Source organism: Thermus sp. NMX2.A1, assembly GCF_000511705.1.
Classification (GTDB): Bacteria; Deinococcota; Deinococci; order Deinococcales; family Thermaceae; genus Thermus; species Thermus scotoductus.
On the sequence record NZ_ATNI01000129.1, the window covers coordinates 1 to 8,177 of the forward strand.

10 protein-coding genes are annotated in these 8,177 nt (G+C 66.4%); 1 reads left to right on the forward strand and 9 read right to left on the reverse strand.

Going from position 1 to position 8,177, the window contains the following annotated elements; all coding sequences use genetic code 11:
* The 9 genes from TNMX_RS12265 to TNMX_RS12305 all read right to left on the reverse strand — a co-directional run.
* Positions 1-955 (reverse strand): PLP-dependent aminotransferase family protein (locus TNMX_RS12265; RefSeq protein ID WP_038032616.1); only part of this gene is annotated, 955 nt, incomplete at its 3' end.
* A 31-nt stretch (positions 956-986) separates the two neighbouring features.
* Entirely contained in the window at positions 987-2,117 is a 1,131-nt protein-coding gene (locus tag TNMX_RS12270; RefSeq protein ID WP_038032618.1) for a deoxyguanosinetriphosphate triphosphohydrolase, read from the reverse strand.
* Between the two features lie 3 nt (positions 2,118-2,120).
* On the reverse strand, positions 2,121-3,347 hold the full coding sequence (gene fabF, locus TNMX_RS12275; protein WP_038032620.1) for a beta-ketoacyl-ACP synthase II: 1,227 nt from the start codon (positions 3,345-3,347) through the stop codon (positions 2,121-2,123).
* A gap of 74 nt (positions 3,348-3,421) precedes the next feature.
* Positions 3,422-3,664, reverse strand: coding sequence for an acyl carrier protein (acpP, locus tag TNMX_RS12280; RefSeq protein WP_038032621.1), 243 nt, complete (start codon positions 3,662-3,664; stop codon positions 3,422-3,424).
* Positions 3,665-3,717: 53 nt separating this feature from the next.
* On the reverse strand, positions 3,718-4,455 hold the full coding sequence (gene fabG / locus TNMX_RS12285; RefSeq protein ID WP_019551155.1) for a 3-oxoacyl-[acyl-carrier-protein] reductase: 738 nt from the start codon (positions 4,453-4,455) through the stop codon (positions 3,718-3,720).
* Complete coding sequence (gene fabD, locus TNMX_RS12290) at positions 4,448-5,365, reverse strand: ACP S-malonyltransferase (protein WP_038032623.1); 918 nt, start codon at positions 5,363-5,365, stop codon at positions 4,448-4,450. The genes fabG and fabD overlap by 8 nt, the downstream gene beginning before the upstream one ends.
* Positions 5,365-6,333 (reverse strand): beta-ketoacyl-ACP synthase III, encoded by a 969-nt coding sequence (locus tag TNMX_RS12295; protein ID WP_038032626.1) that lies wholly within the window; start codon positions 6,331-6,333, stop codon positions 5,365-5,367. Before TNMX_RS12295 ends, fabD begins: the two co-directional genes overlap by 1 nt.
* Before the next feature lie 92 nt (positions 6,334-6,425).
* Positions 6,426-6,608, reverse strand: a complete 183-nt coding sequence (gene rpmF, locus TNMX_RS12300) for a 50S ribosomal protein L32 (protein WP_015716502.1) — start codon at positions 6,606-6,608, stop codon at positions 6,426-6,428.
* A 59-nt stretch (positions 6,609-6,667) separates the two neighbouring features.
* Entirely contained in the window at positions 6,668-7,204 is a 537-nt protein-coding gene (locus TNMX_RS12305) for a DUF177 domain-containing protein (protein WP_038032628.1), read from the reverse strand.
* 84 nt (positions 7,205-7,288) lie between these two features.
* Between TNMX_RS12305 and rocF the strand changes: the two genes are divergently transcribed.
* The coding region (gene rocF, locus TNMX_RS12310) for an arginase (protein WP_172640126.1) at positions 7,289-8,177 on the forward strand (889 nt) is incomplete at its 3' end.

Genomic DNA, 8,177 nt, shown 5'->3' on the forward strand with positions numbered 1-8,177 from the left:
TATAGGCCACCTCCTTGGGCATCTCCCGGTCCAGGGCTTCCAGCATGGCCTGGGCCTTGGCCTTGTAGGTGGTGCGGATCCTCTCCAGGCGTTCCGGGAAGCCTTCCTTCACCAGCTCGTGCACCAGGATCTGGTTGAGGACCGGGGTGTGCAGGTCCACCCCTTGTTTGGCCTGGGTGAGCTTGAGGATGGCCTCGGGCCGGGCCACCACGAAGGCCACCCTCAGGCCCGGGGCCAGCACCTTGGAGAAGCTACTCAGGTAGATCACACCGGGGTAGCCCGCCTCCCGGGCCAGCTCAAAAAGGCTTGGCAGGCGGCTTTCCCCAAAGTAGAGCTCCCGGTAGGCGTCATCCTCCACCACCACCAACCCCCGTTCCATGGCCATTTCCAGGAGGCGCCTGCGGGCTTCCAGGGGCATGAGCCCCCCGGAGGGGTTCTGGAAGGAGGGGATGAGGTAGAGGAAGCGGGGGCGCTCCTGGTCTAGGGCTTCTTCCAGGGCACTGAGGTCCGGCCCCTCTTCCCCGGCCGGCACCGTGAGGAAACGGGGGCCGTAGGCCCGGAAGGCCTGGATGGCCCCCATGTAGCTGGGGGCCTCCAAGAGAACCGGGCTTCCCTCGTCCAAAAAGACCTTCCCCAGAAGGTCCAGGGCCTGCTGGCTTCCCGTGGTGATGAGGACCTCCTCCGGGCTCACCCCAAGCCGCTCCGCCACCCAGGCCCTTAAGGGGAAGTAGCCCTCCGTGGGCCCGTACTGCAGGGCCACCTCGCCCTTTTCCCTTAGGATCTCGGCTGCCTTGGCCGCCGCCTCCTCCTTGGGGAAGAGCTCGGGGGCGGGAAGGCCCCCGGCGAAGCTGAGGACGCCGGGGCGCTGGGTGAGCTTTAAAAGCTCGCGGATGGTGGAGGCCTGGATGCGCCTGGCCCGCTCGCCAAAAAGGGTATTCCAGTCCAGGGTTTTCACCTACCCATTTTATCCCTCGCCCCCCGGGGTTTCAGGGGAAGAGTTTCCGATAGGCCTCGAGGGCGTACCGGTCGGTCATCCCGGCGATGTAGTCGCACACCGCCCGCTCCACCCCCTCCTCGGGGATCCGGGCCTGGACCTCCTTGGGCAGGATCGCAGGGTACTGGGTGTAGGTGTGGAAAAGATTCTCCAAAACGATTTCCGCCTTGCGCCTCTCCCTCAGGACCTCGGGATGGCGGTAAAAGCGCTCCATGAGAAAGGCCTTGAGTTCCCGGTGAGCCCGCTCGGCCTCAGGGGTGAGAGCAGCCAGGCGTTCAGGATGCCGGCGCACTTCCTCCGGGCTCCTCACCCCGGCCCCTTCTACCCTTTGGTGGGTGGCCTCTATGGAGGCGGTGATGAAAAAGCCCAGAAGCTGGCGCACCAGGATCCGGCGGGAAAGCTCGGTTAGCTCCGAAAGGTCCAGGCCTTCTTCCCGGGCCAGCTCCGCCAGGAAGGGCACCTCGGTGAGCTCTTGGGGGCGAAGGAGGCCACTACGGAGGCCGTCGTCCAGGTCGTGGGCCGCATAGGCGATGGCGTCGGAGAGGTCCACCACCTGGGCCTCGAGGGTGCCCTTGCCCTCGTACTCCGGCTTGAAGCCCGGGGTATAGGCGGCCTCGTGGGTGGCGATTCCCTCCAGGACCTCGTGGGTGAGGTTCAAACCCTTGAAACTGGGGTAGCGCACCTCCAGCTCGGTGAGGATCCTCAGGGCGTGGGCGTTGTGCTCAAACCCCCCGTGGTCCCGCATGAGCTCGTTCAGGACCTTCTCCCCCGTGTGGCCAAAGGGAGGGTGGCCTAAGTCGTGGGAAAGGGCGATGGCCTCCGTGAGGTCCTCGTTGAGGCCCAGGGCGCGGGCGATGGAGCGGGCCACCTGGACCACCTCCAGGGTGTGGGTAAGGCGGGTGCGGTAGTAGTCCCCAGCCCAGTTGGGAAAGACCTGGGTCTTGTACTCCAGGCGCCGGAAGGCGGTGGTGTGAAGGATGCGGTCCCGGTCCTTCTGGAAGGGCGTGCGGTAGGGGGACTCGGGTTCCGGGTATTTCCGCCCCCGGGTGTCCCGGGCCTTCTGGGCGTAGGGTGCCAGCCTTTCCGCCTCCAGATCCAGAAGCCTTTCCCTGGAGTAGAGCATCCCCTAGATCCGTTTGAAGAGAAGCACGGCGTTCTGACCGCCGAAGGCGAAGGAGTTGGAGAGGGCGTAGGCCACCTTGGCCTCCCGGGGCTCGGGCACGAAGTCCAGGTCCAGCTCGGGGTCGGGGTCCTCCAGGTTGATGGTGGGAGGGATGACCCCGTGGTAGAGGGCCTGCACCGTGGCGATGGCCTCGATGCCCCCGGCAGCCCCCAGGAGGTGGCCGGTCATGCTCTTGGTGCTGGAAACCATGAGCCGCTTGGCGTGCTCCTTGAAGACCTCCTTGATGGCCAGGACCTCGGCCCGGTCCCCCACGGGGGTGGAGGTGCCGTGGGCGTTGATGTAGCCCACCTCCTCGGGGTTAACTTTGGCGTCCAAAAGGGCGCGGCGCATGGCTAAGGCGGCGCCTTTCCCCTCGGGGTGGGGCTCGGTGATGTGGTGGGCGTCGGCGCTCCGGCCGAAGCCCACCAGCTCGGCGTAGATCCTGGCTCCCCGCCTCTTGGCGTGCTCGTACTCCTCCAGCACCAAGACCCCGGCTCCTTCCCCCATCACGAAGCCATCCCGGCTTAGGGTGAAGGGGCGGCTGGCCTTGGTGGGCTCCTCGTTCCGGGTGGAAAGGGCCCGCATCACGGCGAAGGCCCCGATGGCCATGGGGGTGATGGCGGCCTCCGTGCCCCCGGCGAGGACGACGTCGGCTTCCCCCAGCTGGATCATGCGGAGGGCGTTTCCGATGGCATCCGACCCCGTGGCGCAGGCGGTGACGGCGGTGGAACTGGGTCCCATGAAGCCGTAGCGCATGGCGATGTGGGCCGAGGCCATGTTGGCGATCATCATGGGGATGAAGAAGGGGCTTATCCGGTTTGGGCCCCGCTCCAGGAAGACCTTGCTCTGGGCCTCCCAGGTTTCCATGCCCCCGATGCCCGTGCCCACCAGGGTACCCACCCGCTCGGGATCCAGGGTGCTGGGCTCCAGTCCCGCATCCGTCAGGGCCAGCTCGGCGGCGATCAGGGCGTACTGGACAAAGCGGTCCAGGCGCCTCAGTTCCTTTTTGTCAATGAACTCCTCGGGATTGACGTCCACCTCGGCGGCGATGCGCACCGGCAGGGCCGAGGCGTCAAAGCGAGTGATGGGACGCACCCCGCTTTTCCCGGCAAGCTGGGCCTTATGGTAAGCTTCCGCCCCCACACCGATGGGGGTGAGGGCTCCTAGGCCGGTAACCACCACGCGTCGCATGGGGGTAGTATACCGGGAAAAGCCCTGGGAAAAAGAAAAGGGGCGCGGGAAGCGCCCCTTAAAAGCCCTAAGCCCTAGCCCAGCTTGGCCTGGATGTAGGCCACCGCATCCTTCACGGTGCGGATCTTCTCGGCCTCCTCGTCGGAGATCTCCAGGCCGAACTCGTCCTCGAGGCCCATGATGAGCTCCACGGTATCCAAGCTGTCCGCCCCCAGGTCCTCGATGAAGCGGGCGTCGAGGGTGATCTTCTCGGGTTCCACCGAGAGCTTGTCCGCAATAACCGCCTTCACCTTTTCAAAGATCTCCTTCTCCGTCATGAAAACCTCCCTTGGGAATTTTACCACGGGGTATAGCTTAGGGCCTGGCCCCTTCAATGGGGGGTGAGCCCCCCATCCACGCACAGGGTTTGGCCGGTGATGTAGCCCGCAGCCTCGGAGACCAAAAAGGCCACCGCCTCGGCCACGTCCTCCGGCCGGCCGAAGCGGCCTGCGGGGATGCTTTTCAGGTAGGCCTCCCGCACCTCGGGCGGGAGCTTTTCCGTCATCTCCGTTTCTATGAACCCCGGGGCCACGGCGTTCACCGTGATCCCTCGGGCGGCGTACTCCTTGGCCACCGCCCGGGTGAAGCCGATAAGCCCCGCCTTGGAGGCCACGTAGTTGGCCTGGCCGGGGTTGCCCAGGATGCCCACCACGCTGGTGATGTTCACGATGCGCCCGAAGCGGGCCTTCATCATGAGCTTGATGGCCTCCCGGGTGGTGCGGAAGACTGCGGAGAGGTTGGCTTCCAGCACGGCTTCCCAGTCCTCGTCCTTCATGCGGATGAGGAGGGTGTCCCGGGTGATGCCGGCGTTGTTCACCAGGGTGTCCAGGCCCCCCAGGATCTCCGCCGCCCCGTGGACCAGGCCCGTGGCGGCCTCCGCCTCCAGGAGGTTGGCCCCCAAAACCCCCACCAGGGGGCTTCCCAGCCTCCTGGCCTCCTCCGCCACCTCCTCCGCCTTCTCCCGGTTCTGCCCGTAATGGATCACCAGGGCGTAGCCCTCCCGGGCCAGCCTGAGGGCGATGGCCCGGCCGATGCCCCGGCTGGCTCCCGTCACCAGTGCCTTACGCATCCTCCACCTCCAACGCCTTCCTTACCCCTTCCGGGTCCCCCACGGAAAGGGCGTGCGCTTCCTTCAGGGTACGGGCCACCAGGCCTTTCAGCACCTCCCCGCTACCGAACTCCAAAAAGCGCCGGACCCCCCTCTTTTCCATGTCCTTTAAGATCTCCACCCAGCGCACGGGGGCGGTGATCTGCTCCAGGAGAAGTTCACGGATGCGGCCGGGGTCCTCCTCGGGCGTTGCGGTCACGTTGGAGTAGACGGGGAAGCGGGGCTTCCTCAGGGTTACCTGGGCCAGGTCACGGGCCAGGCGCTCCTTGGCAGGAGCCATCAGGGAGGAGTGGAAGGGGGCGGAGACCGGGAGGAAAACCACCCGGGCCCGTTTTTCCTTTAGCCTTTCCGCCGCCTCCTCCACCGCCTCCTTCCTGCCGGAGATCACCGTCTGCTCGGGGGCATTTAGGTTGGCGATCTCCACTCCCTCTAACCTCGCCAGGGCTTCCTGGATGGCCTCGAGGGGAAGCTTCAGGATGGCGGCCATGGCTCCTTCCCCTGGGGGCACGGCCTCCTGCATGTACCGGCCCCGGAGGCGCACCAGCCGGAGGGCATCCTCCAGCTCCAGGGTGCCCGCGGCCACATGGGCGGTCCATTCCCCCAGGGAGTGCCCGGCGGCTAAGGAGGGTTCGGTTCCCCCTTCCGCCAGGAAGGCCCGGTAGGCGGCATAGGCCACCGCCAGAAGGGCGGGTTGCTGGTTTTCCGTGAGGGTGAGGGTTTCCTCGGGCCCTTCCCACATGAGCTTAAGGAGGCCGGGCAGGGTAGCCTCGGCCCTGTCCAGCACCTCCTTGGCGGCGGGCGAGGCCTCGTAAAGGGCTTTGCCCATCCCCACCCGCTGGGAGCCCTGTCCTGGGAAAAGGGCAGCGTACATCAAGCTCCCCCCCAGGTGATTACGGCGGCCGCCCAGGTGAGCCCAGCCCCGAAGGAAACCAGAAGCACGTGGTCCCCTTCCCGGATGCGGCCCTCGTCCACGGCCTCCTTAAGGGCCAGGGGGATGGAGGCGGTGGAGGTGTTGCCGTAGCGGTCCACGTTCACCACCACCCGTTCCCAGGGAAGGCCCAGGCGCTCCCGGGCGGCGTCGATGATCCTGAGGTTTGCCTGGTGGGGCACGAAGACCTTGATATCCTCCGGGGTGAGGCCGGCTTTTTCTATGGCCTCGAGGGTGGCGGTGTTCATCACCCGCACGGCGAACTTGAAGACCTCCCGCCCGTTCATGTAGAGGCGGTTGCGCATGGAGGTCCCGTCGGGAAGCCTGGGGGCCACGCAGGCGTGATAGAGCTCCTTGGCCCCGGTGCCGTCGGCCCCCAGCACGAAGGAGCGGAAGCCGAAGCCTTCACTAACTTTGCCCACCACCGCCGCTCCCCCGGCGTCCCCGAAGAGGACCGCGGTGGCCCGGTCGTTCCAGTCCACGATCTTGGAAAGGGCCTCGGCCCCCACCACCAAGACCTTACGGGCCAGGCCCGCCTCCACCATGGCGTGGGCCTGGGCTAGGGCGTAAAGCCAGCCCGGGCAACCCGCCAACAGGTCGTAGGCGAAGCCCTGGATGCCGAAGCGGGCTTGCACCAAGGCGGCGGTGTCGGGGAAGAGGGCGTCGGGGGTGTTGGTGGCCACGATGACTCCGTTCACTCCTTCCAGAGCTCCTGGGTGGCGCCCAAGAAGGTCCTCCACCGCCTTGAAGGCCAGGTCCGAGGTGTACTCGTCCTCGGCGGCGATGCGCCGTTCCCGGATGCCCGTGCGGGTCACGATCCACTCGTCCGAGGTGTCCAGGTAGGCCTCGAATTCCTCGTTCTTCATGACCCTCTCGGGGGCGTAAGCCCCCAGGGCCAGGATGCCGCTCATGCCTGACCTCCCGTCATGGGCTCCACTATACCGGCCCATGGCGCAAAAAGTTGAGACCCCGGAGGCCGGGGTCCCTTAAGTCTTGACCGGGTCTAGACTTCTAGAACCTTACGCCCATCGTAGTAGCCGCACTCCGGGCAGACGGTGTGCGGGGGCTTCATCGCCTTGCACTCGGGGCAGGGGACCAGGGTCGGGGGGGTCAGGGCGTGGTGGCTCCTGCGGGCATCGCGCCGCGCCTTAGAGGTCTTCTTCTTGGGTACAGGGTGCTTGGCCATCTCCAATCCTCCAGGGGGGGTTTAACCCCCGCTAAACCCCTGGTAGTATAGCAGACCCGCTAGAGTTCGGGAAGGAGGTCCTTAAGGCCGAGGAGGGGATGGTGGACCTCCGGCTCGTGGCCGCAGTCCACCAGGTTGCGGTCCGCCCCGCAGACCGGGCAGAGGCCCTTGCACCCTTCCTCGCAGAGGACGGTGTAGGGCATCTCCGTCACGAACGCCTCGGTGAGGAAGGGGAGAAGGTCCAGGTCGGGCTCGCCAAAGGCGTAGAACTCCTCCTCTTTCTCCTCGTGGAAGACCACCTCTTCCAGGCCTTGCTGGTAGCGGAGGAGGTGCTGGAAGTGGGCGTGGATGGGGGTGGGGGTGGGCTTGAGGCAGCGGCGGCACTCCATGAGGACCACGCCCTCCACCTCACCCGAAAGCCAGTACTCATCCCCTCCCACGGCGGAAACCGCCACCTTCCAGGTGGCTTCTCCTTCCAGGGGGAAGCGCTCCTCGCCTACCCGAAAAGCCTCCCGCACCACGCCTGCGGCGCGGGCCGTGCCTCCTTCCCGCAAGAGGCGGGCCAGGTTGATGCTTGCCACCTCGCGGTGTTCCATCCTTTTAAGTATAGCGCCAAAAGCCCCTTCCTCCTAGGGGGTCGGCATAAAGTTCCCAAGCGGTGCATGGGGTTTTCTGCTAGCATGCCCCCCATGGAGCGGGTGGCCATCCTGGGTGTGCCCATGGACTTAGGCGCAGGCCGGCGTGGGGTGGACATGGGGCCTTCCGCTTTGCGCTATGCCCGGCTGGCGGAGGAGCTCGAGGCCCTGGGTCTGGCGGTGGAGGACCTGGGGGACGTGCGGGTACCCGTGGCGGAAACCCTCAGGCGCAAGGGCTTGCGCCCGAGCGGGGAGAACTACCTGGAGGAGATCCGCCAGGCGGCCCTCGAGCTCAAGGAGCGGCTCCGCTCCCTGCCGGAGGGGGTATTTCCCATCGTGCTGGGCGGGGACCACTCCTTAAGCATGGGTTCGGTGAGCGGGGTGGCCAAGGAGCCCTTGGGGGTGGTCTGGGTGGATGCCCATGCGGACTTTAACACCCCGGAAACCAGCCCTTCGGGAAACATTCACGGCATGCCCCTGGCGGTGCTCTGCGGCCTTGGGCACCCCCGCCTCACGGAGGCCTTCCAGGCGGTGGATCCCAAGAGGGTGGTCCTGGTGGGGGTGCGGAGCCTGGACCCCGGGGAGAAGCGGCTTCTTCGGGAAATGGGGGTTACCGTTTACACCATGCACGAGGTGGACCGCCTGGGGGTAGCCCGCATCGCCGAGGAGGTTTTGGAAAGGCTTTCCGGCCTGCCCCTCCACGTTTCCCTGGACGCCGACGTCCTGGATCCCACCCTGGCTCCTGGGGTGGGGACCCCGGTGCCCGGGGGCCTTTCCTACCGGGAGGCGCACCTCCTCATGGAGATCCTGGCCCAGTCGGGCCGGGTGCGGAGCCTGGACCTGGTGGAGGTGAATCCCATTCTGGACGAGCGTAACCGCACCGCGGAGATGATGGTGGGGTTGGCCTCGAGTCTCCTGGGAAAGCGTATCCTTT